The 26,370-nt window shown below is 73.0% G+C and carries 24 protein-coding genes; 15 read left to right on the top strand and 9 right to left on the bottom strand.

What is annotated here, in order from left to right; genetic code table 11:
• Positions 1 to 72 precede the first annotated feature (72 nt).
• Positions 73 to 843: a response regulator gene (locus tag ACIA3K_RS14625; RefSeq protein WP_396801743.1), complete on the bottom strand. Its 771-nt coding sequence runs from the start codon at positions 841 to 843 to the stop codon at positions 73 to 75.
• Positions 822 to 2,075 (bottom strand): sensor histidine kinase, encoded by a 1,254-nt coding sequence (locus ACIA3K_RS14620; protein WP_396801422.1) that lies wholly within the window; start codon positions 2,073 to 2,075, stop codon positions 822 to 824. Before ACIA3K_RS14620 ends, ACIA3K_RS14625 begins: the two co-directional genes overlap by 22 nt.
• 132 nt (positions 2,076 to 2,207) lie before the next feature.
• Between ACIA3K_RS14620 and ACIA3K_RS14615 the strand changes: the two genes are divergently transcribed.
• From ACIA3K_RS14615 to ACIA3K_RS14600, 4 genes are read left to right on the top strand one after another with little or no spacing between them, the layout of a single operon-like run.
• The gene (locus ACIA3K_RS14615; protein ID WP_396801421.1) at positions 2,208 to 3,104 is read left to right on the top strand and encodes an ABC transporter ATP-binding protein; all 897 of its coding nucleotides are present in this window, start codon (positions 2,208 to 2,210) and stop codon (positions 3,102 to 3,104) included.
• Positions 3,101 to 3,898 (top strand): ABC transporter permease, encoded by a 798-nt coding sequence (locus ACIA3K_RS14610; protein ID WP_396801420.1) that lies wholly within the window; start codon positions 3,101 to 3,103, stop codon positions 3,896 to 3,898. The genes ACIA3K_RS14615 and ACIA3K_RS14610 overlap by 4 nt, the downstream gene beginning before the upstream one ends.
• 2 nt (positions 3,899 to 3,900) lie before the next feature.
• A complete protein-coding gene (locus tag ACIA3K_RS14605) occupies positions 3,901 to 4,629 on the top strand; it encodes a hypothetical protein (protein ID WP_396801419.1) in 729 nt (242 codons plus the stop codon).
• A gap of 40 nt (positions 4,630 to 4,669) precedes the next feature.
• The gene (locus tag ACIA3K_RS14600) at positions 4,670 to 5,233 is read left to right on the top strand and encodes a heme-binding protein (protein ID WP_355051924.1); all 564 of its coding nucleotides are present in this window, start codon (positions 4,670 to 4,672) and stop codon (positions 5,231 to 5,233) included.
• A gap of 28 nt (positions 5,234 to 5,261) precedes the next feature.
• On the opposite strand, the gene ACIA3K_RS14595 is transcribed toward ACIA3K_RS14600, so the two are convergent.
• Both ACIA3K_RS14595 and ACIA3K_RS14590 read right to left on the bottom strand, forming a co-directional pair.
• On the bottom strand, positions 5,262 to 7,691 hold the full coding sequence (locus ACIA3K_RS14595) for an FtsX-like permease family protein (protein WP_396801418.1): 2,430 nt from the start codon (positions 7,689 to 7,691) through the stop codon (positions 5,262 to 5,264).
• Positions 7,685 to 8,434, bottom strand: a complete 750-nt coding sequence (locus ACIA3K_RS14590) for an ABC transporter ATP-binding protein (protein ID WP_396801417.1) — start codon at positions 8,432 to 8,434, stop codon at positions 7,685 to 7,687. Before ACIA3K_RS14590 ends, ACIA3K_RS14595 begins: the two co-directional genes overlap by 7 nt.
• A 169-nt stretch (positions 8,435 to 8,603) precedes the next feature.
• On the opposite strand from ACIA3K_RS14590, the gene ACIA3K_RS14585 reads away from it, so the two are divergent.
• From ACIA3K_RS14585 to ACIA3K_RS14575, 3 genes are read left to right on the top strand one after another with little or no spacing between them, the layout of a single operon-like run.
• Complete coding sequence (locus ACIA3K_RS14585) at positions 8,604 to 9,761, top strand: sensor histidine kinase (protein ID WP_396801416.1); 1,158 nt, start codon at positions 8,604 to 8,606, stop codon at positions 9,759 to 9,761.
• The gene (locus ACIA3K_RS14580; protein WP_396801415.1) at positions 9,758 to 10,426 is read left to right on the top strand and encodes a response regulator; all 669 of its coding nucleotides are present in this window, start codon (positions 9,758 to 9,760) and stop codon (positions 10,424 to 10,426) included. The genes ACIA3K_RS14585 and ACIA3K_RS14580 overlap by 4 nt, the downstream gene beginning before the upstream one ends.
• 29 nt (positions 10,427 to 10,455) lie before the next feature.
• The gene (locus ACIA3K_RS14575; protein WP_396801413.1) at positions 10,456 to 10,995 is read left to right on the top strand and encodes a DUF1697 domain-containing protein; all 540 of its coding nucleotides are present in this window, start codon (positions 10,456 to 10,458) and stop codon (positions 10,993 to 10,995) included.
• Between the two features lie 33 nt (positions 10,996 to 11,028).
• On the opposite strand, the gene ACIA3K_RS14570 is transcribed toward ACIA3K_RS14575, so the two are convergent.
• Both ACIA3K_RS14570 and ACIA3K_RS14565 read right to left on the bottom strand, forming a co-directional pair.
• The gene (locus ACIA3K_RS14570; protein ID WP_396801411.1) at positions 11,029 to 12,003 is read right to left on the bottom strand and encodes an MBL fold metallo-hydrolase; all 975 of its coding nucleotides are present in this window, start codon (positions 12,001 to 12,003) and stop codon (positions 11,029 to 11,031) included.
• 153 nt (positions 12,004 to 12,156) lie between these two features.
• Complete coding sequence (locus tag ACIA3K_RS14565) at positions 12,157 to 13,041, bottom strand: serine hydrolase (protein ID WP_396801410.1); 885 nt, start codon at positions 13,039 to 13,041, stop codon at positions 12,157 to 12,159.
• 48 nt (positions 13,042 to 13,089) lie between these two features.
• On the opposite strand from ACIA3K_RS14565, the gene ACIA3K_RS14560 reads away from it, so the two are divergent.
• Together ACIA3K_RS14560 and ACIA3K_RS14555 are read left to right on the top strand one after the other, a co-directional pair.
• Entirely contained in the window at positions 13,090 to 14,049 is a 960-nt protein-coding gene (locus ACIA3K_RS14560; protein ID WP_396801409.1) for a LysR family transcriptional regulator, read from the top strand.
• Between the two features lie 97 nt (positions 14,050 to 14,146).
• Positions 14,147 to 14,998 carry an aldo/keto reductase gene (locus ACIA3K_RS14555; RefSeq protein ID WP_396801407.1) on the top strand — a complete coding sequence of 284 codons (852 nt, stop codon included), beginning with the start codon at positions 14,147 to 14,149 and terminating at the stop codon, positions 14,996 to 14,998.
• A 57-nt stretch (positions 14,999 to 15,055) separates the two neighbouring features.
• Here ACIA3K_RS14555 and ACIA3K_RS14550 read toward each other — a convergent pair whose 3' ends face one another.
• A complete protein-coding gene (locus ACIA3K_RS14550) occupies positions 15,056 to 15,898 on the bottom strand; it encodes a helix-turn-helix transcriptional regulator (RefSeq protein ID WP_396801404.1) in 843 nt (280 codons plus the stop codon).
• A gap of 103 nt (positions 15,899 to 16,001) precedes the next feature.
• On the opposite strand from ACIA3K_RS14550, the gene ACIA3K_RS14545 reads away from it, so the two are divergent.
• On the top strand, positions 16,002 to 16,754 hold the full coding sequence (locus ACIA3K_RS14545; RefSeq protein ID WP_396801403.1) for an SDR family oxidoreductase: 753 nt from the start codon (positions 16,002 to 16,004) through the stop codon (positions 16,752 to 16,754).
• A gap of 24 nt (positions 16,755 to 16,778) precedes the next feature.
• On the opposite strand, the gene ACIA3K_RS14540 is transcribed toward ACIA3K_RS14545, so the two are convergent.
• Positions 16,779 to 17,294 carry a GNAT family N-acetyltransferase gene (locus ACIA3K_RS14540; RefSeq protein WP_396801402.1) on the bottom strand — a complete coding sequence of 172 codons (516 nt, stop codon included), beginning with the start codon at positions 17,292 to 17,294 and terminating at the stop codon, positions 16,779 to 16,781.
• A gap of 175 nt (positions 17,295 to 17,469) precedes the next feature.
• On the opposite strand from ACIA3K_RS14540, the gene ACIA3K_RS14535 reads away from it, so the two are divergent.
• The gene (locus ACIA3K_RS14535; protein WP_396801400.1) at positions 17,470 to 18,483 is read left to right on the top strand and encodes an ATP-binding cassette domain-containing protein; all 1,014 of its coding nucleotides are present in this window, start codon (positions 17,470 to 17,472) and stop codon (positions 18,481 to 18,483) included.
• On the top strand, positions 18,480 to 19,343 hold the full coding sequence (locus ACIA3K_RS14530) for an ABC transporter permease (protein ID WP_396801399.1): 864 nt from the start codon (positions 18,480 to 18,482) through the stop codon (positions 19,341 to 19,343). The genes ACIA3K_RS14535 and ACIA3K_RS14530 overlap by 4 nt, the downstream gene beginning before the upstream one ends.
• Positions 19,344 to 19,769: 426 nt before the next feature.
• Here ACIA3K_RS14530 and ACIA3K_RS14525 read toward each other — a convergent pair whose 3' ends face one another.
• On the bottom strand, positions 19,770 to 23,186 hold the full coding sequence (locus ACIA3K_RS14525) for an ATP-binding protein (protein WP_396801397.1): 3,417 nt from the start codon (positions 23,184 to 23,186) through the stop codon (positions 19,770 to 19,772).
• 103 nt (positions 23,187 to 23,289) lie between these two features.
• Here ACIA3K_RS14525 and ACIA3K_RS14520 point away from each other — a divergent pair, with 103 nt between their 5' ends.
• Genes ACIA3K_RS14520 through ACIA3K_RS14510 form a run of 3 tightly spaced genes read left to right on the top strand, consistent with a single transcriptional unit; the run spans position 23,290 to position 26,329 of the window.
• Positions 23,290 to 23,829, top strand: a complete 540-nt coding sequence (locus ACIA3K_RS14520) for a PadR family transcriptional regulator (protein WP_396801395.1) — start codon at positions 23,290 to 23,292, stop codon at positions 23,827 to 23,829.
• Positions 23,826 to 24,542, top strand: coding sequence for an ABC transporter ATP-binding protein (locus ACIA3K_RS14515; RefSeq protein WP_396801394.1), 717 nt, complete (start codon positions 23,826 to 23,828; stop codon positions 24,540 to 24,542). The genes ACIA3K_RS14520 and ACIA3K_RS14515 overlap by 4 nt, the downstream gene beginning before the upstream one ends.
• A gap of 2 nt (positions 24,543 to 24,544) precedes the next feature.
• Positions 24,545 to 26,329, top strand: coding sequence for an FtsX-like permease family protein (locus tag ACIA3K_RS14510; protein ID WP_396801393.1), 1,785 nt, complete (start codon positions 24,545 to 24,547; stop codon positions 26,327 to 26,329).
• Positions 26,330 to 26,370 lie beyond the last annotated feature (41 nt).

Genomic DNA, 26,370 nt, shown 5'->3' with positions numbered 1-26,370 from the left:
GCATCGGACGAAGGTTCAATTCCGGTACGCGGTAAGCAGATCCTCTGGAACAAGCACCCCTACGGTCGACGCTCAGACGAGATCGGCGTCGTGCACGAGCAGGGCCACCTGCACCCGGTTGTTGAGGTCGAGTCGGGTCAGCAGCCGGGACACGTACGCCTTCACCGTCGCCACGCTCATGAACAACTCCCCCGCGATCTCGGCGTTGGTGTAACCCCGACCCAGGGCGATGGCGACCTGCCGTTCCCGCTCGCTGAGCGCGGCGAGCAGGCGCAGCGCCCGTTCGCGTCGCGGATCGGGGCCCGACGGGCCCGGGTTGGCGGCGGTCACGTGATTGATCAACGTACGCGTCACCGACGGGGAGAGCATCGCCTCGCCCCCGGCGACCCGGCGTATCGCGTGCACGATGTCCACCGGCGGGGTGTCCTTGAGCAGGAAACCGGCCGCTCCGGCGCGCAAAGCCCGGAGCACCTGCTCGTCGGCGTCGAAGGTGGTCAGCACCAGCACCTCGGGCGGGTTCGGTTGCCCACGCAACGCCTCGGTGGCGGCCAGCCCGTCCACCCGGGGCATCCGGATGTCCATCAGCACCACGTCCGGGGCGTACGCGGCGACCGCGGCGGGAACCTGACCGCCGTCGGCCGCCTCGCCAACCACCCGCAGGTCCGGCAGGCCGCCGAGGATCATCGAGAGCCCCGCCCGGACCAGCGCGTCGTCGTCCACGATCAGCACCCGCACCGGCTCCGGCCCCGCCCCGCCGGTCGGACCGGCGCCGTCGTGGGCGCTGGGCACGTCCGGAGAGCCAGGCCCGCTGTGCGGCGCGGTCACGCCGGCCACGGCAGCCAGGCCGCCAGCCGGAAGTCGCCGGTGTCGTCCCGCCCGTAGGCGAGCCGGCCGCCGGCCAGAGCGACCCGTTCGCTGATGCCGACCAGGCCGGTGCCCGCGCCCGGGAGCGTGCCGCCGACCGGAGTGCCCACCGGCCACCGGTTGGCGATCGCCACGGTCAGCCCGGCGCCCGGGCCACCGGTCACGTCCACGGTGACGGCCGCGCCGGCCGCGTGCTTGCGGGCGTTGGTCAGACCTTCCTGCACGATCCGGTAGGCGGCCCGGCCCAGCGCCGCCGGCACCTCCGCCGGCCGGCCCACACTGTCGCTGACGTTGACCCGCACTCCGGCCGTCCGCGACTCGTCGATCAGGGCCGGCAGGTCGGCGAGGGTGGGCTGGGGCGGCTCGGGCGCGTCGCCGGTGCCGTCGCCCTCGGCCCGGAGCACCCCGATGACCTCCCGCAGGTCCTGCAGGGCCGCGTGGGCGCTGCCCCGGATCACCCCGGCGGCGCGCGCCACCTCGTCGGCGGGTGCGTCGGGACGGAACTCCAGCGCTCCCGCGTGCAGGCTGAGCAGGGAGATCCGGTGGGCCAGCACGTCGTGCATCTCGCGGGCGATGCGGGTGCGTTCGAGGTGGCGGGCCTGGGCGACCCGCAACTGCTGCTCGGTCTCGGCCCGTTCGGCGCGTTCGCGCAGCGAGACGATCAACTGTCGCCGGGCCCGCACGAACATCCCCCAGGCCAGCACGGCCAGGGTGATCACCACACCCCAGGACACGGTGAGCCAGTACGGCATGGCCGGATCGGGACGCGCCCAGCTGAAGACCAGGTTGGTGAGCAGGCCGACACCGGTCACCGCCACCGCGACGGCGGTCCGGCGGTGCACCACGACGGTGAAGTACACGATCAGCAGCGGGATCGCGGCGGCCATCGAGAACGTGCTCAACGGCAGGGTGGCCAGTGCCAGCCCGAGCGGCCACCGCCGACGTACCCAGAGCAGGCCGCAGCAGACCAGCCCGATCAGCGCGTCCACGCCGACCATCCAGTCGTGCGGAAGCGGGACGGCCGCCTCAGGAGTGGGCGAGAGGCTGTCGACGGTGGCGAACAGCACCCAGAGCAGGCTGATGAGGAAGGCCAGGCTGTCCACCACCCAGTCGCGGGTGGTGCGACGCGGGCGGGAGCGCTCGGGCTCCGCCGGCACCACCAGCTCCCCGGGCAACAGCCAGGGGTGCTCGGGGACGGCGATGCTGGTCACGCGCCCATGCTAGGCAGCTACCGGCCCGGACAACCAGCTACCAAAGTCTCGACCCGGGCGTCGACCAAGGTAGCTGCAGCACCGACCAGCGGCCGCAGCGGATGGCCGGGCGGCGGCGGCAGGCTCGACCGCATGATCACCGTGGACAACCTCACCAAGCGGTACGGGCCGCACCCGGCGGTGGACGACGTGTCGTTCCACTGCGAGCCGGGCACCGTCACCGGCTTCCTCGGCCCCAACGGGGCCGGCAAGTCGACCACCATGCGCATGATCTGCGGGCTGACCACGCCGACCGCCGGCCGCGCCACCGTCGCCGGGCACCTCTACCGCGAGCTGCCCAACCCGGGACGGGAGGTCGGTGTGCTGCTGGACGCCTCCGCCCAGCACGCGGGCCGCACGGGCCGCGAGGCGTTGACGCTGTCCGCGTACACCATGGGTTTGGACAAGCGCGAGGTCGCCGCGAAGCTCGACCTGGTCGGGTTGAACGCGGTGGCGGCGAAGCGTCGGGTACGGGCGTACTCGCTGGGCATGCGTCAGCGGCTCGGCCTGGCGCAGGCGCTGCTCGGTGACCCCCGGGTGTTGATCCTCGACGAGCCGGCGAACGGCCTGGACCCGGAGGGGATCTTCTGGATGCGGGGTCTGCTGCGCGACTTCGCCGACCGGGGCGGCACGGTGCTGCTCTCCTCCCACCTGCTGCGCGAGGTGGAGGCGGTCGCGGACCGGCTGGTGGTGATCGGGGGTGGCCGGATCGTGGCCCAGGGCCGCAAGGACGAGCTGCTGGCCGGCGGCGGCACGGTGGTGCGGGCGCGTGACGACGTGGCGCTACGTCGGGCGCTGGAGGCGGCCGACCTGAGCCCCACCGACAGCCCCGACGGCCTGCTCGTGCAGGCGGACGCCGAGACGGTCGGCCAGGCCGCGGCCGACGCCGGCGTCGCGCTGGCCGAGCTGCGTCCGGCCGGCAGCGGCGGCCTCGAACAGCTCTTCCTCACCCTGACCGCCGGCGAATCCACCCGAGAGGCCGTCCGATGACCACCGCCACCGCACCCACCGCCGGCGTCGTCGCGCCCCGGCACCATTCCCCGGTACGCCGACCGTCACTGCTCCGGCTCACCGCCGTCGAACTGCGCAAACTCGTCGACACCCGGGCCGGCCGCTGGTTGCTGATCACCATCGGCCTCGTCGTCGTCGCGGTCGTCACCCTCCTGCTGATCTACGCGGAGGACGCCGAACAGACCTTCGGCACCTTCTTCGTGACCTCGCTGCTGCCCGCCAACGTGCTCCTGCCGGTGCTGGGCATCCTGTCGATCACCAGTGAGTGGTCCCAGCGGACCGCCCTCACGACGTACGCGCTGGTCCCCCGCCGGGAACGGGTGGTGACCGCGAAGCTGATCGCGGTGGTGCTGGCTGCGGTCGCCTCCGTGCTGGTCGCCCTCGCCGTCGCCAGCATCGGGACGCTCGTGGCATCGGCCACGGGCGGTGCGGGCACCTGGCAGGTCGGCGCGACGCTGATCGTCAACGGGGTGATCGTCCAGGTGGCCGTGGTGCTGATGGGTGCCGCCTTCGGCCTGCTGCTGCTCAACACGCCGTTGGCGATCGTCGGCTACCTGCTGCTGCCGACGCTCTGGTCGGTGCTCGGCGGAATGGTCCGGCCCCTGCGCGGTCCGGCCGGGTGGCTGGACACCAGCCGGACCATGGACCCGTTGTTCAGCAGCGATGCGCTCACCGGCGAACAGTGGGGTCGGCTGGCGGTGTCCCTGCTCGTCTGGATGGTCGTTCCGTTGGCCGCCGGCCTGGTCCGGACGCTGCGCCGCGAGGTGTCCTGACCATGGATGCGGCCGACTACCGCCCCCGCACAGTGGTCACCGGTGGTCCGCTGGAACTGGTCGTCCTGTGGGGTGGCTTTCCGCTGCTCGGCGCGGGCGCCGGTTGGCTCCTCGCCGCGTCGACGGGGTGGCTGGCCCGGTTGTCGTGGGTGCCGTTCGGCGACCTCATCAGGTGGTTGGACCGGCTGCCCGAGCCGCAGGCGACCCTCGGCGCGGTGGCCGTCGGCGTCCTGGCCGGCCTGGTCGTCGCCGGGGTCGGCACCGCCGAACGGCTGATCGTCACCGTGGACTCCACGCAGGTCCGGCTGCGCCGCGCCGACCAGGTACGCACCGTCGCGCGGGCCGACACCCGGGTCGCCTTCCTGGCCGACAAACACCTGGTGCTGCTCGACGGCGACGGCGCGGAACTCGTCCGGGAGTCGACGGACCTCCCGGCGGCCCACCTGGCGACGGCGTTCCGCGCGCACGGCTGGGCCTGGACGGACGACGACCCGCACCGCTCGGCGTACCGGCTGTGGGTGCCCGACCTGCCGGGGCTGCCGGTCGGCGCGGACGCCCTGCTGCGCGCCCGCGAGCGGGCTCTCGAACGGGACCGCCGCGACGACGTACGGGAGCTGCGCCGCGAACTCGGCCGGCTCGGAGTGGTGCTGCGCGACGAGGGCAGACGCCAGTACTGCCGGACCGTCGCCCGGCGGGCGGGACGGCCGACTTCGACCGGGCGGGAGCCGTAGGGGAGGTAGCGTCAGTCCCAGGAGATCCTGGGAGCGCGCGATGACCGAGCAGCAGCCGTACCGGGTGGTGTCCCGACACCCCGGCTTCGAGCTGCGCCGCTATCCGGCTCACCTGGTGGCCGAGATGCGCATCCAGGCGTCGTTCACCCGAGCGCCGATGGAAGCGTTCCGGCCGCTGGCCGCGTACGTCGGGGGTGCCAACCGGGCCCGCCAGCCGGTCGGGTCGGCGGTGCCGGCGACGTCCACGGCCGACGGCGCGGCGAAGATCCCGATGACGCTGCCGGTCGTCCAGGTCGAGGGCGAGCGGCCGGGCGCGTACCTGATCCAGTTCGTTCTGCCGGCCACCGTGACCGCCGCGACGGTGCCCGAGCCGGTGGACGCCCGGGTACGAATCCACGAGGTTCCGGCCCAACTGGCGGCGGCGATGCGGTTCTCCGGCCGGTGGACGGAGCGGGCGTTCAGCCAGCGGGCCACCATGCTAGGCCGGTCGGTGACCGCCGCCGGGCTGCAACCCACCGGCGCCATCCGGTACGCGCGTTTCGACCCGCCGTGGAAACCGTGGTTCCTGCGCCGCAACGAGGTCGTGCTGCCGGTCGTGGAGTGACCGGCCACGAGGCCGATCCTGCGCGCGGTCATCCGACCGAGCCGAGCGGTGCCCGCGTGGGGCCGAGCCGCAGCGAGCGCCACGTCGGCAGGACGCTGGCAAGCACGGCCAGCAGCAGGCACAACCCCACCACCACGCCGACGACCGTCCACGGCACCACCAGGTCGACCGGGGCACCGACCTGCTCGGCGAGGCCGGCGCGGATGCTGAGCAGGCCGACGAACGCGACCGCGCCACCGAGCAGCGCGCCGATCAGCACCACCAGGGCGGATTCCGCCGTGACCAGCCAGACGACCTGCCGTCGGGTGGCCCCGGCCAGCCGGATCAGCCGCAGGTCCGCGGCCCGACCGGCGGCGGCCAGCAGCAACGTGTTGGCGACCGCGATCGCGCCGTAGCCCGCGGACACCCCGATCAGCAGCACCGTGAACAGCCAGACCAGGCGGTCCTCGGCGGCGTCCGCCTCGGCGGCCCAGGTGGCGACGTCGACAACCCGCGCGCCGAGGGGCGGTGCGATCCGGTCCCGGACGTAGACCGTGGACGTCAGGGCCGAGGGGTCGTGCGTCCGCACCACCTCCCGGGGCAGCAGCAGGTCGCCGGGGAGCGAGTCGTTGGTGACCACGGCCACGACGCGCAGCGACACCGCCGTCCCGTCCGCGAAGGTCGCTCCGTACGACGCGGACGGGCGCAGGTTCGTGGCGGCGGTGACCACCACCGTGTCGTCGCCCCGCAGGTCGTCCAGCGAGCCGGCGACGACGGTGAGCACACGGTTCGCGGCGGCGAAGCCCACCGGGTCCACCCCGAGGGCGGTGAGTGGACGGTTCGCCGGCAGCCTTCCCGGGTCGGTGCGGTAGACCGTGGTCGGCAGGAGGGCGGTGCCGCCGGTTTCGGCGACCGCCGCGTCCGACAGACCGGGCCCCGAATCGGGCACGACGATCCAGCCGGCGTTGACGTTGTCCGCCCGACCTGCCGCGTACGCGGCGCTGGTGGTGCGCACCATTCCGGACACCAGCACCGCGAAGGCGACCGTGAGCAGCACCGGCGCGGCGATGGCGGCGGTCCGTCGGGTGGCGGTCAACGCGCTGCCCCGGACCAGCATCCCGATGGCTCCCCCGCGTCGTCGCACCGGGAAGCGTAGGAGCCGTACGACCGGCCGGACCACCGCTGGCGCGAGCACGGTGGCGCCGGCCACCAGGGCCATCACGGCGTACAGGGCGTACTGCGCGGCGATCCGGGCCTCGTCGGCGGTCGCCGTCCCGACGCTGAGCGCGATCCCCGTGGTGACGAGCAGCGCCCCGGTGCCGACCCGCGCCCGCCCGATCGGCCGCTGCTCCACCGCTGCCTCGCGCAACGCCTCCAACGGGCGGACCCGGGCCGCCCGGCGGGACGCGGACCAGACGGCCAGCAGCGCGACCACCGGCCCGGTGACGAGCGAGACCACGATCGGCCAGAGGTTGTAGTGGACCGCGTAGGTGGCCGGCTCCAGACCGGTGTCGACCAGCAGCCGACCCAACGCCGGGGCGAGCGCCGCACCGACCAGCAGGCCGACGACTCCGCCACCGGCCCCGACGGCGAGCGCCTCGGCGTACACCAGGCGGCGGACCTGGCGGCCGGTGGCGCCCACCGCGCGCAGCAGGCCCAGTTCGCGGCGGCGCTGCGCGATGCTGAACGCGAACGTGGACGCCACCACGAACACCGTGACGAAGCCGGCGAGGGCGGCCGTGGCGGTGAGCACCTGCATGCCGATCCACCGGCTTCGGGCGTCAGCGCGAGGCTCCAACGCCCCGCGCGCATCGCCGGTCAGCACCCGCCCGTCGTCGCCGACGATCCCCCGCGCCGCCACGGCGACCCGTTCCGGGTCGGCGTCGGGTGCGAGCAGCAGACCGATCGCCCGTACGCCGGGGGCGAGGTTCGCCGCGACCTCGTCCGCGACGTGGACGCCGGGCGCGTCGACCAGACCGCTCACGGTGTACGGCTCCGGACCCGAGGCGGTGAGGAGGGTGACCGACTTGCCGATCGGCAGCCCGAGCGCACGGTCGACGACCACTTCGCCGGCCCTGCGGGGCGGACCGCCGGCCGTGGTGCGCAGTGCACCGAGTTGGGCGCTGGACCAGCCGTGCCCCTGGTGGGCGTCCTCGCGCCGACTGTCGACGGCCACGGGGTGACCGTCGACGAGCGGCTGGGCGTAGAAGGTCCGGTCCGGAACCGCCGCCACGACGCCCGGCAACTCGGTCAGCTTGCCGACGAGGTCCGCCGCGACCTCGGCGGACCAGGGGCGGGTCGGCACGAACGAGTCCGGGGAGGCGCCCGCCTCCGGGCTCTGCACCACCACGGCCGTCCGCGCCAGCCGGTCCGGCACCTGCGGCCGTCCGGAGGCGAGCAGCAGACTGGCCGCCGCGACCAGCGTGACCCCGATGGCGACGGCCACGAACGCGCTGGCCGAACGCCGGATGCTCACCACGACGGCTCCCCGGCGGTCTCCCGCTCGGCGATCCGGGCCGCGACAGCGGTGGCGGTGATCCCGTCGGTCATCTCGTCGACCACCCGCCCGTCGGCGAGCAGCAGGACCCGGTCGGCGTACGCGGCGGCGCTGGGATCATGGGTCACCATCACCACGGTCTGCCCGTGGTCGTCGACCAGCCCCCGTAGGAGCCGCAGCACCTGCCGGGACGCCGCACTGTCCAGCGCTCCGGTGGGCTCGTCGGCGAAGAGCACCGCAGGGCGGGTGATCATCGCTCGGGCCACCGCGACGCGCTGCTGCTCGCCACCCGACAGCTCACTGGGTCGGTGCCCGGCCCGGTCGGCGAGGCCCACGGCGTCGAGCGCGGCGACGACGTCCCGAGCCGGTGGACGGCGGCCGGCGAGGCGGGACGGCAACTCGACGTTCTGCGCGGCGGTCAGCGTGGACACCAGGTTGAACGCCTGGAACACGAAGCCGATCCGGTCCCGCCGTAGTCGGGTCAGCTCGTCCTCGCCGAGGTCGTTCAGACGTACGCCGGCGATCGTGACGACACCCTCGGTCGGGCTGTCCAGCCCCGCCGCGCAGTGCAGCAACGTGGACTTTCCCGAGCCGGAGGGTCCCATCACCGCCGTGAACGTGCCGCTCGCGAAGCTGGTCGTCACGCCGTCAAGCGCCGTCACCGGCCGGCCCGCAGTGCCGTACACCGCGCGCAGCCCCGTCAGGGTCACCGTGTCTGTGGTCATGGCCGTCACAGTGCCGCTTCTGGCAGGTGTCACGCGTCGTGCCAGCGCCGACACTTTCCGGCCCGCCCCTGGGCGGACTTCGGGCGCGGCAACCGACCCGCAGTCGTACCCGGGGATGACGGCCCACGGGTGGACGCGCCCGCCGCCGCTGGTCGATACCGTTCGTGGCGTGATCGCTCACCTGCTGTCCCGGCGACTTCGGCCGGCGGACCTGTACGTCCTGGACGCCGTCCTGGCCGCGGCGGTCGGCGGGCTGCTCTGCCCGTACGCGGCGTTGGAGTCACCGCTGCACGGCGGTGTCCGCGAGCCGCTCTGGATCTCCGTGCTGGTCGGAATGGCCCTCGGGCTGCCGTTGGCCGTCCGGCGACGCTGGCCGGTCACCGTCGCCGCCGTCATCAGCGCGGTCACCACCGTCGCCCTCATCACCGGCGTGATTCCCAACTTCGCCGCTGCCGCGCCCGCCCTCGCCATCGGTCTGTCCTTCTACACCGTGGCCGTGTCGGCGACCACGCGCCGGTCGATACTCGCCGCCGGTTGTTGCCTCGCCCTGGTCAGCGTCGCGCTGGTGTTCACGGCGGGCGACCTCTGGTCGCGCACCGGGGCGGTCGCCTACGCCCTCGTCATGATCGCGCCGGCCTGGCTGATCGGCTGGCTGATCCGGGAGCGGCGTGCCCTGGCCGCCCGGCAGAGCGACCACCTGGTCCGGCAGGCGGCCACCGAGGAGCGCCTGCGGGTGGCCCGGGAGCTGCACGACGTGGTGGCCCACACGCTGAGCCTCATCGTGGTGCAGGCCTCGGTCGCCAACCACGTCGCCGAGGCGGACCCCCGACAGGCGGGCGCCGCCCTGCGGGTCATCGAGGAGACCGGCCGTGGCGCGTTGACGGACGTGCGTCGGGTCCTCGGCGTCCTGCGTGAGGGAACCCCGTACGCCCCGACACCCGGCCTCGACGAGCTGCCCGTGCTCGCCGAGCAGGCGGCGATCGGAGGTGTCGACGTGCGGCTCGACGTACGGCGGGAGGAGCCGGTCGGCGCGGTCCCGGAGTCGGTGGGCCTCGCCGTCTACCGGATCGTGCAGGAGGCCGTGACGAACGTGGTGAAGCACGCCGCGCCGGCCGCCTGTCGGGCGACGGTGACCGTCCTGCCCGACGAGGTACGCGTGGAGGTGACCGACGACGGCCGGCGACCGGTGTCGACCGTTGGCCACGGGCACGGGTTGATCGGCATGCGGGAGCGGGTGGCGCTGCACGGCGGCGAGTTCGAGGCCGGTCCCGGTTCCGACGGTGGCTTCGCGGTGACGGCCCGCCTCCCCTACCGGGTGACCGCGTGATCCGGGTACTGATCGCCGACGACCAGGCCCTGCTGCGCGGCAGCTTCCGGTTGCTGGTGGACCTCAGCGGGGACTGTACGACCGTGGCCGAGGCCGGCAACGGCGTCGAAGCCGTCACGTTGACCGGCCAGCACCGGCCGGACGTGGTGCTGATGGACATCCGGATGCCGGAGATGGACGGCATCGAGGCGACCCGACGGATCTGCGCCGAACCGGCCACGGCCGGCACCCGGGTCATCATCCTGACCACTTTCGACCTGGACGAGTACGTCTACGGGGCGCTGCGCGCCGGGGCGAGCGGGTTCCTGCTCAAGGACACCCCGCCGGCGGACCTGTTGACCGGCATCAAGGTGGTCGCCGCCGGTGAGGGGCTGCTCGCGCCCACGGTGACCCGCCGGTTGATCGACGAGTTCGCCCGGCGGCCGGAGCCGAGCCGACCGCTGCCCCGGCAGCTCGACGGGGTGACCGAGCGGGAACGCGAGGTGCTCACGCTGATCGGCCGTGGCCTGTCGAACGCGGAGCTGGCGGGACACCTCAATCTCAGCCCCGCCACGGTCAAGACCCACGTGGGGCGGTTGCTGACGAAGCTGGCAGCGCGCGACCGGGCGCAACTGGTCATCGTCGCGTACGAGACGGGCCTCGTCGGGCCGGGCGGCCTACGCTGAGCCGGTCCGCCGTACACCCAGGAGGAGCCATGACCCGGTACGTCGCCCTGCTGCGCGGGGTCAACGTCGGCAGCACCCGCCTCGCGATGGCCGACCTGCGCCGGATCGTCACCGACCTCGGCCACGACGACGTCACGACGTACCTGCAGAGCGGCAACGTGGCCTTCGGTAGCACGGTGGGCGACGCGGAGAAGCTCGCCGCCGGCATCGAGCGGGCGCTCACCGACGAGCTGGGGCTCACCGTGCCGGTGCTGGTACGCAGCGGCCGGGAGTTGGCGGCGGTGGCCGGCGGAAACCCGTACGCCGAGATCGACGACGACCCGAAGAGGCTGCTGGTCGCCTTTCTCGCGACCGCTCCGAAGAAGTCCCTGGTCGACGCGCTCACCGTGCCCGGTGGCGAGAACGTGGCGTTCACGGTGACCGGCCGCGAGGTCTTCCTGCACTTCCCCGACGGCGGCTACGGGCGGACGAAGTTCACCAACGCGTACCTGGAGAAGCAGCTCGGCGTGGTGGGCACCACCCGCAACTGGAAGTCGGTGCGCACGCTGGCGGAGTTGGCCGCCGGCTGACCGGGCGGGCGCGCCGCGCCCGCCCGGCACCGGTCAGAAGTGGTACGCGGTCTCGTAGTCGGGGACCAGCACCCGGCTGCGCGGCGAGATCCGACGCACCGCCGCGATCATGTCGTCGAGCCGGGCCCGGTCAGCCGGCGCGACGACCGGCGGGTTCCGCAACGGCGTCTCGAAGTTGTCCCAGTGCACCGGCACCACGACCTTCGGGTAGTCCAGACCGGCCAGCAGCCGGGGCAGGTAGTCGGCGGTGGTGGTGGCGCTCTGCATGGCCACCATCGCCACGTCCGGCGCCAGGCCGGTGAGGTTGCGCTCGGCGACGTCGCTGGCCCCGGTGAAGTAGACCGACGGGCCGCCCGCGACCCGCAGCAGGTAGCCCAACGTGTCGCCCTCCGGCAGGTCCGCGATGGTCGCCGGCCGCGCCGGCTGACTCACCCGCACCCCGGGAAAGGCCACCGAGTACGACGCGTTGCGGCTGTGCAGCGAGCCGACCACCTCGACGGTGTGGTCGCCGAAGTCGAGCACCTCCCCGCCCTTCACGGCGCTGAGCTGCGCCGACGGCACCCCGTACGCCAGTCCCAGGTGGTACGCGGTGAGGGTGCCGAAGACCCGGGCGCCGGTACGTCCGGCGATGTACGGCACGTCCATGTAGTGGTCCCAGTGCGTGTGCGTGACCAGCACGGTCGTGGCCTTCTCGACGCGCCGGTCGATCACGTCGGTGCGCACGGTCAACGGGGTGTCCGTCTTGAACGCGCCAGCGAACAGGCCGGTGTCGATCCGGCTGAGGAAGGGGTCGACCAGGATGGTCCGGTCGGCGATGTCGATGCGCCAGCCGGCCGTACCCCACCAGCGGAAGCTGACCGCGCCCTTCGCACGGACGGTCGGCGTGGGCGCGGCGGCCGGGGGCGCGGCCTGGGCCGGGGTGGTCGAGGCGGCGAGTCCGCCGGCCGAGACCAGGGCGGTGGTGGCTGCGGCGTCGCGCAGGAAGCGACGGCGGTCGAGGTGGGACATGTGGATCTGCTCCCCGTGTCGGTTGATCGGTCAGCAACGAGCCAACCAGCGCCGTCGGGCCCAGGTCCAAGATCGAACGCTGTCGCCTCCGATACGCCACCGCATATCGGGCCTGCTCGACGGTGGTGTCCCGTCGCTCGGCAGTGCGGAAAATCAGTCGCCGCGCAACGCCTCCACCGCCGTACGGGCGGCCCGCCCGACGGCCAGGTCCACGTCGATCCGGCGCGGGGCGAGATCCTCGGCGCGGGCGAAGACGGCGATCGCGTACCGACCGCCGTCGGGGTATTCGGCGACTCCGGCCTCCAGGTGTAGTCCGGGCAGGGTGCCGGTCTTGCCGGACACCCGCACGGTGGGCGGGAAACCCGCGGCCAGGCGGGTCCAGAAGAGCTGCCGGGCCATCCAGGCGCGGACCATCGCGCACGCCGACGCCGGCCCGGCCTCGTCCCGCCAGATCAGGGTGAGCAACCGGGTGATGTCCCGCGCCGTACTGGAGGTGGTGCGTTGCGGGTCGAAGACCCGCATGGCCCGGACCTGGTCCGCCGGCAGGGTCGGGAAGATCCGCGCGAACTCCGCCTCGGTACGCGCCCCCACGTCGGCGAGCATGATCTCGACCAGCTCCCGTGGGCCGCCGAGAACGCGGGTTCGGCCGAGGCCCAGCTCGGCGGCGAGCATCGGCAGCAGGTCCGGACCGACCCGGCGCAGCAGCAGGTCGGCGGCGGTGTTGTCGCTGACCGACATGGCGAAGTACGCGAGGTCCCGCAACGACACCTCGGCGTCGTCGGCGCAGCCGGCCAGCCCCCATCCGCCGAGCCGGTCGGCGGCGGTGACCAGGACCCGTTCGGTCGGGTCGACCTGGCCCGCCTCGACCTGCCGGGCGAACTCCAGCACCAGCAGGATCTTGAAGATCGACGCGATCACCACCTGCTCGTCGGCCCGCAGCCCGACCTCCCGGCCCGCCGCGTCCAGGTCCACGACGTGCAGGCTGCCGGTCACCCCGACGTCGGCGAAGATGGCCTCGATCCGCTCCCCCACGTCCACCCCGGCACGGTATCCAGTGACACTCCGTCGCTGCCGTAGGGTCCGGCCGTGGACCTGCTCCGACATCTGCGGCACTTCGTGGTGGTCGCCCACGAGCTGCACTACGGGCGGGCGGCCGAGCTGCTCGGAATGGCCCAGCCGCCGTTGAGCCAGTCGATCCAGCGGTTGGAGCGGGAGCTGGCCGTCGAGCTGTTCGACCGTTCCCGCCGTCAGGTGCGGCTCACCACGGCCGGCGGTCTGCTGCTCGCCGAGGCCGAGGATCTGCTTGCCGGCGAGGGTCGGCTGCGTAACCTCATGGCCCAGGTCCGTGCGGGCGAGCTGGGCGTCCTGCGCGCCGGGGTGCCACCGGAGACACCGGCGGTGACGCTGCGGGCGCTGCTGGACCAGCTCGGCACCCGCGCGCCCGGCCTCGACGTGGAGCTGCACGAGCTGACCACCGCCGAGCAGGTACGGATGCTCACCGAGCGGAGCCTCGACGTGGGGCTCGTGCACCATCCGGTCGAGGCGGACGGTCTGCGCTTCGGCGCCCCGGTCGACGTACCCCTGGGGGTGTTGCTGCCGCGGACCTCGCCGCTGGCACGTGGCCGGGAGGTGCCGCTCGCCGCGCTCGCCGGCCTGGACCTGGTGACCGCACCCCGGGCCACCGCGCCGGGCTGGCACGACCACCTGCTCGGGGTGTGTCGGGAGCACGGGTGGCGGCCGGCGCGGGTGCGGCCGGCGCGCAACCCGGAGTTCCTCTTCGGGTTGGTGCTGGCCGGCGGCGGCGTCGCCGTGGAGCCGGCGGCCCTGGCCCGCCGGGAACCACGGATCGCCTGGCGACCGCTCGCCGACGCGGCTCTGACCAGGCGCACGTCGGCGGCGTGGCCGCAGCGGTCGGCGCACCCGGCGGCGGCGATGGTCGGGCAGCTCGCCGCCGAGGTGTTGGCCGCCGCCGAGCCGGTGCCGCCCGCGCCGCCCTCGGTGCCGGCGGCGCGGCCCTGGCCGGTGTTGTTCGACACGACCGGGTGAACCAGATCGCCGTTGCGCTCGTCACCTCGTTTTGGGCGGTGAATCGTCCACCTGCCCGGGTATGGATGACGGGTAACGAAGACGCGAAGGAGCCGCAGTGGCACTCACGATTCCTGACATCAGCCTGAACGACGGCACCACGATTCCGCAGCTCGGCTTCGGGGTGTTCCAGATCGAGCCGAAGGACACCGCCGCGGCGGTGACCACGGCGCTGGAGGTGGGCTACCGGCACATCGACACCGCCGAGATGTACGGCAACGAGGCCGAGGTCGGCGAGGCGGTACGCACGTCCGGCCTCGACCGCGGCTCGGTGTACGTGACCAGCAAGCTGAGCAACGCCTTCCACCGCCCGGACGACGCCCGCAAGGCGTTCGACTCGACGCTGTCGGCCTTGAAGATGGACTACATCGACCTGTTCCTGATCCACTGGCCGCTGCCGACCCTGTACGACGGCGACTACGTCTCGACCTGGAAGGTGTTGGAGGAGTTCCAGCGCGACGGCCGCGCCCGCTCGATCGGCGTGTCGAACTTCCAGGTGTCGCACCTGCGGCGGCTGGCCGACGAGGCGAGCGTGGTGCCGGCGGTCAACCAGATCGAGGCGCACCCGTACTTCACCAACGACGAGGTCCGCGCCTACGGCCGCGAGCACAACATCCTCACCGAGGCCTGGTCGCCGATCGCGCAGGGCAAGGTGCTGGACGACCCGACGGTGGTCGACATCGCCGACCAGGTCGGCCGCACCCCGGCGCAGGTGGTGCTGCGGTGGCACGTGCAGCGCGGCGACATCATCTTCCCGAAGTCGACCACGCCGAAGCGGATCGAGGAGAACACCGGGATCTTCGACTTCGAGCTGGACGACACGGCGATGGAGCGGATCACCGGACTGGACAAGGGCGAGGCCGGGCGGCAGGGCCCGAACCCGGACACCTTCGCCTACCTGCCCAACTGACCTGCGCGCGCTGCCCCGGGGTGCCGACTCCGGGGCAGCACGCTGTTCGCGGGCGGGTCAGCTGTCGACACGCTCGGCGAGTCGACGGAACACCGCCTGGGTCGGCGAGTCGGGCGTGGCGACGTAGACGATCAACCGCTGCTCGGTCTCCGGCACCAGCAGCACCCGGCACTCGAACTCCAACGGCCCCAGCTCGGGATGCGCCACCCGCTTCACGACCGGACGGCGCTCCCCGACCTCGTGCTCGGCCCACAGTTGGGCGAAACGCGGCGAGGTGCCGAGCAGTTCGGTGACCAGCTCGCGGATCGCCGGATCGGCCGGGTAGCGGCCGTAGGCGGCCCGCAGGTCCGCGACCGTGGTGTGCACGAACCGACGCGTGTCGGCATCGGACCAGTGCGCGTCGGAGAACGACTGTCGGAAGGTCCAGCGGATCATGTTGCGCTCGCTGTGCGGCACGGCCGCGAGATCCCCCACGAAGTGCGTGGCCAGCCGGTTCCAGGCCAGCACGGTGTACGCGGCGTCGACGAGGTAAGCCGGGGTCTCCGTCATGGCGTCGAGCAGGTGCCGCAGCCCGGGCGGCACCTCGCGGCTCGGGCCGACGGCCGAGGGTGGGTTCTCCCCGGCGATACGGAACAGGTACTCCCGCTCGTCGCGATTGAGCAGCAGCGCCCGTGCCAGAGCGGCCAGCACCTGCCGGGACGGGTGCGGGCCCCGGCCCTGCTCCAACCGGATGTAGTAGTCGATCGACATGCCGGCGAGCTGGGCGACCTCCTGCCGACGCAGCCCGGGCGTACGCCGCCGTACCCCGTCGGGGAGGCCGACCTCGGCGGGCCGCAGGCGGGCACGGCGGGCGCGCAGGAACGCCGCCAGTTCGTCACGCCGCAGACCGCTGCTCGTCATGCCTCCCAGCATGCCGCCTGTCGGGTCGGCCAGGGTGGTACCGCTGGTCCCAGCCTCGCGGCGTCTCTTTCCACCGGCCGACGGCGGGCACAGGCTCGACGGCATGACGAACATGATCGCCCTGGTCACCGGGGCCAACAAGGGAATCGGCCTCGCCACCGCCCGGCAGCTCGGCGCACTCGGGATGACCGTCCTGGTGGCCGCGCGGGACGCCGAGCGGGGCCGCGCCGCGGAGCGGGAGCTGCGCGACGGCGGCGCGGACGCGGTGTTCGTGCCGCTGGACGTCACCGACGCGACGTCGGTGGCCGCCGCGGCGAAACTCGTCGAAGCCGAGTACGACCGGCTCGACGTGCTGGTCAACAACGCCGGCATCGTGCTCGCCGACGGTGCGCGGGGGCTGCCCAGCGAGACGACCGTGGCGACGATGCGCCGGCTGTACGAGACGAACGTCTTCGGCCCGGTGGCGGTCACCAACGCGCTGCTCCCGCTGCTGCGCCGGGCACCGGCGGCACGGATCGTCAACGTCTCCAGTGAGGTCGGCTCGATCGCCGTGATGACCGACCCGGACGGCGCGCTCTTCGCGCTGACCTCCGTGCCGTACCCGTCGTCGAAGGCGGCGCTGAACATGCTCACCGCCATGTACGCCAAGGAACTCCGGGACACCCCGATCAAGGTGAACGCGGCGAACCCCGGCTACTGCGCCACCGACCTGAACGGCAACAGCGGCTTCCGTACGCCGGAGCAGGGCGCCGAGGTGAGCGTGCACCTGGCGACCCTGCCGGCGGACGGGCCGAGCGGACTGCTCTGGGGCTTCCAGATGGACGCCGGCGGCGGGTACGGCGTCCTCCCCTGGTGACCTGCGACGGCCGTCCCGCCGGCCTCACCCGTCGGCCGGCGGGGCGGTCAGGTCGAGCTGCCAGTCGTTGGCACGCATCAGGTGCCCGGGCGGGTACTCGAAATTCGTCTCACCCAGCAGCGTGAAGCCCGCCTTGCGACAGACCGCGTTCGAGGCGGGGTTGTCGACGGACGGGTAGGCGTGCGCGTACCGCCGGTCCCGTCGGGCGCGAGCCACGTCGAGAGCCGCGCGCACCGCGGCGGTGGCCAGCCCCTGCCCCCGGTACGCGGGCAGCACCGCCCAGCCCAACTCGTACACCGGTTCGTCGCGCCACTCGCGACGCCAGTAGCCGACGCTGCCCGCCCGCGTGCCGTCCGGCAGCACCACCGTGAACATGCACCCCTGCCCGCCCTCGGCGAAGTGCACGTACCGGTCGTGCCGGGCGAGCACCTGCTCGTCGGTCTCCGGGCCGCCGGTGTGTCGGCGCGTGTCCGGTGAGTTGAGCTGCCGCAGCAGGTCGAGATCATTCTCGTGCCACGGCTCGATGCGTACCTGCGTCATTCCGTCCCCCTCGTCGACTCCAGTCAAGCCGGTCCCACCGACATCCGGTCCCGGAACGGGGCTCGCTAGTTCCGATCTAGCGGGCGGGCGGTCGACACCTCGCGCCTGTAGGACGGCGGGGTCGTTGGTCACACCGACCACGACGTCGCCGGCCATCGGACGAGAGGTATGAATGATGAACAGACGCGCCACCGGCCTGGCCATCGAGGCCGAAGGGCTCACCCGCACGTTCGGGGAGACCCGGGCGCTGGCCGGCATGGACCTGCGGGTGCCCGCCGGCACCGTCTACGGCCTACTGGGCCCGAACGGGGCGGGTAAGACCACGGCGGTCCGGGTGCTGGCGACGCTGCTGCGTCCCGACGGCGGTAGCGCGCGGGTCTTCGGGCACGACGTGGTCACCGAGGCCGACAAGGTCCGCAGCCGGGTCAGCCTGACCGGCCAGTACGCCTCGGTCGACGAGGACCTGACCGGCACGGAGAACCTGGTGCTGCTGGCCCGCCTGCTGGGCCTGCGCAAGCCGGAAGCCCGCGACCGCGCGGCGGCGCTGCTGGCCGCGTTCGGACTGACCGAGGCGAGCGACCGCCAGGTGAAGAAGTACTCGGGCGGCATGCGACGACGCATCGACATCGCCGCGAGCATCCTGAACACTCCCGACCTGCTCTTCCTCGACGAGCCGACGACGGGCCTCGACCCGCGCAGCCGCAACCAGGTGTGGGAGATCGTCCGGGCCGTGGTGTCGCACGGTACGACCGTGCTGCTGACCACGCAGTACCTCGACGAGGCCGACCAGCTGGCCGGGCGGATCGCGGTCGTCGACCACGGCCGGGTGATCGCGGAGGGCACGCCGGGCGAGCTGAAGTCGTCCGTCGGCTCCGGCACCGTCCACCTGCGACTGCGCGATCCCAGCCAGCGGCCCCAGGCCGAGCAGGTGCTCCGGGAGGCGCTGAACGTGCCGGTGCAGCTCGCCGCCGATCCGGTGGCGTTGACGGCCCGCGTCGGCGAGGCCGGCACCGACCTGGACGCCAGCGCGCAGGCGGCGCGTGCGCTCGCTGACCTGGCCCGCGCCGGCATCGTCGTCGACGACTTCTCCCTCGGCCAGCCCAGCCTGGACGAGGTCTTCCTGGCCCTGACCGACCACCCGGCCGTGTCGGCCGACGAGCGCGACGACGAGCTGGAGGCAGCCCGATGAGTGACACGACCACGACCGCCGGTACGGCCGAGCGGGCGCCGTCGGTCTACGTACCGTCCGCCGAGGCGCTGGCGACCGTCCTCGCGCCGGGTGCCCGACCGGCCCGGCCGAGCGCGTTGGGCGCGTCGCTCACCTTCGGCTGGCGGGCCCTACTCAAGATCAAGCACGTGCCGGAGCAGCTCTTCGACGTGACCGCGTTCCCGATCATCATGGTGCTGATGTTCACGTACCTGTTCGGTGGCGCCCTCGCCGACAGCCCCCGTGACTACCTGCAGTTCTTCCTGCCCGGCATCATGGTGACGAGCGTCGTGATGATTACCATGTACACCGGGGTCGGCCTCAACACCGACATCGAGAAGGGCATCTTCGACCGCTTCCGGACGCTGCCCGTCTGGCGGCCCGCCGCGCTGGTCGGCATGATCTTCGGCGATGTGCTGCGCTACATCCTCGCCGCCCTGGTCATCCTCGGCGTCGGACTGGCGCTCGGCTTCCGGCCCGCCGGCGGCGTCGCCGGGGTGGCCGCCGGGATCGGGCTGCTGGTGGTCTTCTCGTTCGCGTTCTCCTGGGTATGGACGTTCTTCGGCCTGATCCTGCGCAGCGAGAAGTCGGTGATGGGAGTCAGCATGATGGTGCTGTTCCCGCTGACCTTCCTCAGCAACGTCTTCGTCGAGCCGAGCACCATGCCCGGTTGGCTCCAGGCGTTCGTGAAGGTCAACCCGGTGACGCAGCTGGTGGCCGCGGTACGAGCCGTCATGTCCGGCAACTCGGACGCGTCCGCCACCATGTGGCTCCTGGTGTGGAGCGCCGGCTTCGTCATCGTCTTCGGCACCCTGACAATGCACCGCTACAACCGCCGCTAATCCCACCCCCGCCCCCCACCCCCGCCCCCGCTCCCACCGCGCCCCACCCCGCCCCGTCGAGCCCTGCCCTGCCCTGCCCCGTCGAGCCCCGCCCCGCCCCCGTCGATCATGAAGTTGTGGTGGGCGACAAAGTTCCCGGAAGACCCCCAAACCGGGCACCACAACTCCATGATCGACGAGAACTGGCGACGACCGCCCCGCGATCTTGCGCTTTCTGTGGCGACATAAGCCACGAGAGCGCCTAAATCCACAACCGAAAGTGCAAGATCGCCGAGGCGGGGAGGGCGCGGGGGCGCGGGGAGGGCGCGGCGGCGCGGGGAAGTGCGGGGCGCGGGGGCGCGGGGAAGTGCGGCGCGCGGGGGCGCGGGGGCGCGGGGAAGTGCGGGGCGCGGGGGTGCGGGGCGCGGGAGGGGCGCGGGGTGGGGGTTAGAGGTGCCAGGGGAGGCGGGTTTGCGGGAGGTAGCGGCAGGTGGTGCCGGTGGAGACCGCCTCGCGCAGGTGGTCGGCCAGCGCGGGATGGTTGTCGTCGAGTTTGCGCAGGGTGTCGCGGATTCGCGCGGTGACCGTCTTGCGGGCGCGTTCGGCCTCGTCGCCGAGCCGTCGACTTCGACCGGCCAGCCCCACCGCGGAGCGCAACTCCTCGATCAACGCGCCCCGCTCGGCGTCCAGCGCGCCGACCTTCGCCGTGTCGCCACGTGCGGCGGCCCGGTCGATCTCGTCGTCGAGGCGGGTCAGGTGCCGCCGGTAGCGGGCCTTCCCCTCGTCGTCGAGCACCGGGTCGCCGCCCATCCGACGGGCGGCCACCAGCACCGGCCCAGCGGTCGGGTCGAGTAGTTCCACCGCCGGCACGTCACTGCCGGGGCGGCCCAGCAGCAGGTGCAGGTCGTGCAGGCCCTTGGCGTCGGGCAGGTGCGCCACCACTCCCGCGTACGCGAGGCGCCAGACAGGCCCGTCGCGTCGGAAGGCGTACCCCTCGATGGTCGGGTCGGACGGCGTCACCGGACGCCGACCCACGCCTTGGCCTCCCCCGACGACCTGGCCTCCCCCGCCTGCCTGGCCCCCGAGCGCGACATTGCCCAGCCCGTTGCGCTCGGCCCGGCCAACGGCGGGCCCCGACACGGCGGGCCCCGACACGGCAGGCTGCCCCGACACGACAGGCCCCGACACGACGGGTCCCGACACGACGGGCCCCGGCGCGGCGTGGCCCAGCCCGTCGTGGCCTGGGTCCGAGTCGGCGAGCCGGAGGAGCACCTGCCTCATGCCGAGGGCCGCGGCGTCCCGGACGGTGGTGGCACGCAGCTCCGCAGCCCCGGCGGTGTCGCCCGGCTGGTCGCGGCCGGCGAGGGCGTTCACCAGACCCGCGCGGGCGATGAGTGACCAGGGTCGGGAGCCCATCCGGTCGGCGGCGTCGCGGGCCGCCGTGAACCCGGAGACAGCGTCGTCCCAACGCTCCTGGGCAGCGTCGACCACGGCGAGCCAGTGGTCGATCGGCCCGCTGATGTCGCAGCCGAACAGCCCCACCGCCCACTGCCCACGGTGCGGGATCAGCGCGGCCCGCGCGTCGTCGCAGCGCCGCGGATCGCGGGAGGCGGCGGCGGCCTGGGCGCGCAGGCGCAGCCACAGCGGCGACACCGGACGCGGGTAGTGGATGCCGGCCGCCTCGATGCCGGCGGTCAACCGCACCGCCTGCTCGTCGTCGCCACGCTCGGCCGCCGTGATGGCCGACAGCAGCTCCCGGTACGGGTAGTCGGTCGGCGCCCACTCGTGCAGCAGCGTGTCGATCTCGTCGAAGCGCCCCTGCAACAGCAGCCGGGCCCAGCGCAGGTGGTGGCCCATGAAGGCGAACTCGGCGTGCCCCGGGTCGGACAGCTCGGCGATGACGGTGAAACGCTCGTCCGCCTCGGCGAAGTCGCCCCGGAACGCCGCGATGATCCCGCCGTCGACGGCCGCCGCCATTCGGGGACGAGCCAACTCACCCTGTTGACCCACGGTGACGAAGGCGGTGAACTCCTCCATGAAGCGCGGGTCGCCCAGTTCAAGCAGCGCCACCCAGCGCAGCGACGTGGCCCACAGCTCGGTCTCCCGGTCGCCCGCGCGACGGGCCACGTCCCGGATCTCGGCGGTGAGCGCGGCCCGTGCCGCCGCGGTGCCCAGCCCCCAGGTGGTGTCGTGGCGGGCCCACAGGCTGAAGGTGAGCGCCTCGTCGTCGCGACCACGACGGGCGATGGTCTCCGTCGCGGTGATCAGGTCCGCCACCAGCGCGCCCGTCGACGCGCTGGGGGCAGGCTCGCCGATCAACCGCTGGTACGCCTCGCGCACCAGGTCCGTCGTGTCCACGGCGACAGTGGTGTCCACCTGACGGGCGCGGTGCACGGTGAGCGCGACGCGGGCCAGTGGCACCGGGTCGTCGAGCGTACGGGCGAGAGTCGCGGCTTCGGCCAGCAGGCGTGCGGCCTCGGCTCGGCCGGCGTGGTGGTACTGCACCTCGCCGAAGTCGACGAGCAGGCGAATCCGCCGCGCGGGGTCCTCGACGACCTCCAGTGCCCGGCGGAAGTGCACCCCCGCCTCGTCGGCCGCGAGCCGGGCGAACGCGTCCCGCCCGGCGGCGACCAGCAGCTCGCCGGCCCGGGTCCGGTCCAGCGCGGCGCCGGCCAGGTAGGCGTGGCGGGCCAGGTCCGCCGGGATGAGCCGGTCGGTGAGCGTGGTCGGCGGATCCACCGCCCGGACCACCGCGGCGTGCCGGGCCTGCCGGTCGTCGAGGGTGAGCCCGTCGTACAGGGTCTCTCGGACCAGGTCGTGGGCGAAGGTGAACCGGCCACCACCCCGGGCGACCACGAGCCGGGCGGTCACCGCGTCGTCGAGCAGCCGGTCGACTGACGCCACCGGTAGCGCCGCGCTGGCCGCCAGGACCTGTCGGTGGAACTCACGCCCCAGCACGGCGGCGACGGTCAGCGCCTCGACCACCGGGGCGGGCAGCCGGGCGAGCCGCTGTCGTACCGCTTCCCGTACGCCGGGCGGGATCGCGCCGGTGGTGCCGTCGGCGTGCCACAGCCGCGCGGTCTCCTCGACGAAGAACGGGTTGCCACCGGTGCGGCGGTGCACCTCGTCCGCCAGCTCGGGGGCGGGCTCCCGACCGGCGGTACGCGCCATCAGCGCGGCCACCTCGTCGCGGGCCAGGCCGGTGAGGGTGATCGTGGTGGCCTTGGCGACCAGGGGCAGCAGCAGCGGGCGCAGCGGGTGGTCGCCGGCCTCGACCTCCGCGTCGCGGTACGTGCCGATCAGCAACAGGCGTTCGAACCAGGTGTGTTGGGCGGCGAACCCCAACAGACGCAGCGAGGCCGGGTCGGCCCAGTGCAGGTCGTCGAGGACGACCACCACCGGCCGGTGCGCGGAGACGGCGACCAGGGCGGCGGTCACGGCGTCGTACAGGGCGAACGCCTCCCGGTCGGCCACGTCCTGGCCGTCGCGGGCCGACCAGGCGGCGGTGAGGCCGGGAACGTCACCGGTGCCGCTCTCGCCGAGCAGGGCCGCGAGGGCGGGTTCGGCGGCCGGGCGGGCGAGCGCCCAGTCGTCGGCGGAACGCCGCAGGGAGCGCAACACCTGCACCCACGGCCAGTAGCCGGGAGCGCTGTCGGAATCCCAGCAGGCCGCACCGAGCACGAGCGCGCCGCTTCGGCGGGCTTCCCGCGCCGCCGACGTGACGAGGGTGGTCTTGCCGATGCCCGGCTCACCGGTGACCAGGACGAGACCGCCGTGGCTGGTGGCGGCGCGGTCCAGCTCAGCGCGCAGCAAACCCGCGGGGTGATCCCGCCCGATGATGGCGTCGCCGGCCCGCGCGTCCATGGTTTCCAGACGGTACTGGACCCCTCCGACGACCAGTGTCGAGATTTGACAGCAGCATAGCTAGCGGTTATCTATTAGCGATCTATTCGAGGGGTGTGCCGGAATGCAGGACGTGGTGCTGGCCCTGCTGGCCAAGGAGCCGGCGCACGGGTACGAGCTGCGCAGCCGCATCCGCCACGCGCTCGGCCCGCTCGGGGAGTCGATGAACGCGGGGCAGGTCTACGTGACCCTGGCCCGACTGACCAAGGCTGGCCTGGTGACCTCCGAGCAGGCCGAGGGCCTGCCGGACCGGCCCGACCGACGGGTCTACGCGTTGACGCCGGCCGGACAGCAGCGGGTGGCCGGCTGGCTTACCGAGGTGAGCTGGCCGAAGCCGGACCTCACGGAGTTTCACCTGAAGCTGGTGGCCGCCGCGGCCGCCCGGTTGGCCGATCCGGTGGCGTTGGTGGACGCGCAACGACGTGAGGTGCTGCGCCGGCTGCGTGACGCGCAACGGGCGGCGTTGGAGCGGTCGGTGGATCCGGTCGCCGGGTTGTTGTTGGAAGGCGTCGTGTTGCGGCTGCGAGCGGATCTGGAGTGGCTGGAGGCGTGCGAGCGCATCTGGTCCGAGCGTGATCGAGCTGGACGGAAGGCGGGGGCATGACCGGGTCGATGGCCGTGCGGACGCGTGGGCTGAGCAGGTGGTACGGCTGGGACAACGCGCTGGTACGCGCGGTCGACGAGGTCGACCTGGATGTGCCCGCCGGCCAGACGTTGGCGATCATGGGGCCGAGCGGCTGCGGCAAGTCCACCCTGCTGCATCTGCTGGGCGGGCTGCAACGGCCCACCGACGGCGAGGTCTGGCTGGCCGACCGCCGGATCGACACGATGAGCGAGCGTGCCCTGGCCCGACTCCGGCGCGACACCATCGGTCTCGTCTTCCAGTCCTTTCATCTCATGGACGAACTCACCGCCGTGGAGAACGTCGAGATGGCCGCCCTGCTCGCCGGTTGGTCGCCGGGTCGCGCTCGGCGGCGCGCGCTGCACCTGCTCGACCAGGTCGGGCTGGCCGATCGCGCCACTCGTCTTCCCTCGGCGCTGTCCGGCGGCCAGCGCCAACGCGTCGCCGTCGCCCGTGCGTTGAGCAACGAGCCGCAGGTCGTTCTGGCCGACGAGCCGACCGGCAATCTGGACACGGCCGCCACCCTGGAGGTTCTACGACTGTTCGAGGAGTTGCGCACCGGCGGTCAGACTCTCGTGGTGGCCACGCACGACGCCCGCATCGCGGCGGTCGCCGACCGGGTGATCTCCATGCGGGACGGGTTCTTCACCGACGACAGCCTCCTCGCCGGCAGCGTCCACGGCGGGGTGCACTGAAGATGGCTGGTCGTCTGCTGCTCATGTGGCGACTGCTGATACGGGGCCTGCGTCAGCACCGGACCGAGAACGTGCTGCTGCTGGTTGCCATCACCGCCGCGACCGCGACGTTGACTCTCGGCCTCGCCCTCAACGAACTCGTCACCCGCCCCTACGAGCGCACCCAGGCCGCCACCGCCGGGCCCGACCTGGTGGTGGAGTCTGGCCTCACCGGTCCGCGGGCCCTCGACGCGCTTGCCCCGCTGGCGACCCTGCCCGGCGTCACCGAGCACAGCGGCCCCTTCCCGCTGGCCTTCCTGACACTGACTGCGCGCGACACCACCGTTCGGGTCATCGTCGAGGGCCGCGACGAGGCACCCGCGGCCGTCGACCGACCTGCGGTGACGGACGGCACCTGGATACGTTCCGGCGGCGTCGTCGTGGAACGCACCTTCGCCGAGGCCCTCGACGTACACACCGGCGACACGGTCGCCATCAACGGCCACCCGTTGCAGGTAACCGGCTTAGCGGTCACCGCCGCCCGTGCGGTGTACCCACAGGTTCACTGGCACCTTCCGGGCGGAAACCTGGTGGAGAAGGGCGGCCTGGTCTGGGTCGATCAACGCGACATCACCACCCTCGCCAGCGACCAGCGGCTGTCGTACACCCTGAACCTCAAGCTGGTCGACCCACAGGCCGGCGCCCAGGTCGTCGGACGGCCGGCCGACGATCCCCGCTTCCGCGGCTGGATCTTCCGGTCGGCGGGCGATATCGCCGCCAGCAGCGGCCGGCAGAACAGGCAGGCGGAGACGGCTCTGATGGTCGGCAGTTGGTTGCTGACCGGCCTCGCGGTCGTCGGCGTCGCCGGCATCGTCGCGGGCCGAGTCATCGCTCGGCGTCGCCGGGTGGGGCTGCTCAAGGCCGTAGGCGCCGGGCCGGGCGTGATCGCTGCCGTGCACCTGGCCGAATACCTCGTGCTCGGGCTCGTCGCCGCCGGGGCAGGACTGGCTACCGGATGGTTCGCGGCGCCCCTGCTGTTTCGTCCCAGCCCTGGATTCATCGGCTCCGTCGACGTGAACCCACCGCTTCGCATGGTGGTCACCGCCACCACGTTCGCCCTCGCGATCGCCGTCGCGGCGACCCTGGGACCGGTGCTACGCGCCGTGGCCACCAGCACCGTCCACGCGTTGGCCGATGCTCCTACGCCAGCGCGCCGCAGACGGTGGCTCATCTGGCTGTCGCGCCGGCTGCCCACCGCGCTCCTGATCGGCGTACGCATCAATGCGCGACGGCCGCACCGTGCCCGACTCGTCACCATGAACACCCTGATCACCACGACCGCGATCGCCGCGGTCCTCTCGATCCTGGCGCAGGACGACGACCCACTGAATCTCGGCTACTCGCAACTCCCCGACCCCCGCAACGAGCGAACCCTCCAAGCCATGCTCATCGTCGCCGGGGTGGCCTGTTTCCTCGCGATGCTCAACGCCATCGTGAGCACCTGGACGGCGGTGCTCGAAACTCGGCACCCGCTGGCGGTCGCCCGCGCGCTCGGCGCGACACCTACCCAGGCCGGTATGGGCATGGCAGTGGCGCAGCTCCTACCCGCCGTGCCTGGCGTCGTCGCAGGGATTCCCGTCGGCACCGGGCTGTACCTGTTCTTCGACGGCGAACGATATCCACCCGCTTCCTGGGCCCTCACCGCGGCACTCGGAGTCCTGCTCGCGGTGGCCCTGATCACCGCCATTCCCGCGCTGGCCGCCGCCCGCAGACCGGTCGCGGACACCCTCCGGGCCGCAGCGACCTGACCGAGGCCGTGCAACCAGTCGAGTGGCGGTCCTGTGGAGCT

Source organism: Micromonospora sp. NPDC051543, from assembly GCF_044454415.1.
Taxonomy (GTDB): domain Bacteria; phylum Actinomycetota; class Actinomycetes; order Mycobacteriales; family Micromonosporaceae; genus Micromonospora.
This window is presented reverse-complemented; position numbering and strand designations above follow the sequence as displayed.